The organism is Actinomycetospora lutea (assembly GCF_028737205.1).
In the GTDB taxonomy this organism is placed as follows: domain Bacteria; phylum Actinomycetota; class Actinomycetes; order Mycobacteriales; family Pseudonocardiaceae; genus Actinomycetospora; species Actinomycetospora lutea.
On record NZ_JAQZAL010000096.1, the window covers coordinates 1 to 1,207 of the forward strand.

A 1,207-nucleotide genomic window follows, 5' to 3' on the forward strand; every position below is an offset into this window, starting at 1 on the left:
CTTGATGCCCCTATGGAGGTCAAGCAGCGGCCGCAGGCTGCAGCTGCTCTCGGGGTGCGATGAGCTGGTGGATCTCGCGGGCGACGTAGCGTTTGAGGCAGCGAAGGGCCTCGCGGCGCGTCTTTCCCTGGGCGATGCGGCGGGCGAGGTAGTCCCGGCTGCGCGAGTCCCAGCGCAGTCGGGAGAGCACGATGGTGTGCAACGCGCAGTTGGCTTGCCGGTCTCCGCCGCGGTTGAGTCGGTGTCGCTGCGTCTTGCCCGAGGATGCTTCGACCGGGCTGACGCCGCATAGTGCGGCGAAGGAGCCCTCGTGGTGGAGCCGTTGTGGGTTGTCGCCCGCGGCGATGAGCAGGGCGGCGGCGGTGTCGGGTCCGACACCGTGACGTGCCAGTAGCTGCGGTGCGTGGGCGGTCAGCGTCTCGTGGATCCGCTGCCGGAGGTCGTTGATCTCGCTGGTCAGCGCCAGGACGCGTCGTGCGAGCCGGGCGATGGTGTAGGCGGCCGCGCCGGCGATGGTGGCCGGCGAGTCGGTCGTCGAGAGGTCAGCGCAGCGCCGGATGAGTCGGGTGTTGCTCAACCCGGACATCGCCTCCCGGAGCTCGGGATCGGCGCTGACGAGCACGGACTTGAGCTGGTTGATCGCCTGGGTGCGCGACTTGGTCGCCGAGGCCTTGGCCAGCTTGAACACCCGGACCATCTCGACCGGGCCGTCGGCCGCCTTGGCGCGGGTGGCGGCGCGGCCGCTGAGCACCGCTCGAGCGGCGGCCTCGGCATCGATGGCGTCGGTCTTGCCGCGCCGCCGTGCCCGCTTGTCCGGTTGGTTGACCTCGATGACCTCGACCTGATGTCCGGCCAGATAGCGGGCCAGCGCCGCGCCGTAAGAGCCGGTGCACTCCACCCCCGCTCGTCGGACCTGCCCGAAGCCTCGGGCCCAGCTCAACAGCTGCTGATAGCCCGAGCTGGTCGTGGGGAACTCGGCGCTGCCCAGCAGCACCCCCAGCTGGTTGACCACGGCAGCGACGTGGACGGCCTTGTGAGTGTCCACCCCGACGACGACATCGCCGGCCTCCGCCGACTCGTGGTGGGCGGGTCGGACGGTAGGTGCCTGCGGCATCCTGGGCACGGTTGTTCGTCTCCTGCATGGCTCGGGGACCGGATGACCGTCGCCGGAACGGCAGGGGCGGTCAGGACTGTGACGGTGCCCTGT

Annotated in this window: 1 protein-coding gene; it reads right to left on the reverse strand. The window is 70.4% G+C overall.

Going from position 1 to position 1,207, the window contains the following annotated elements; translation table 11 throughout:
• Positions 1-19: 19 nt before the first annotated feature.
• Positions 20-1,045, reverse strand: a complete 1,026-nt coding sequence (locus PHK61_RS31805; protein ID WP_274285041.1) for an IS110 family RNA-guided transposase — start codon at positions 1,043-1,045, stop codon at positions 20-22.
• Between the last annotated feature and the right edge of the window lie 162 nt (positions 1,046-1,207).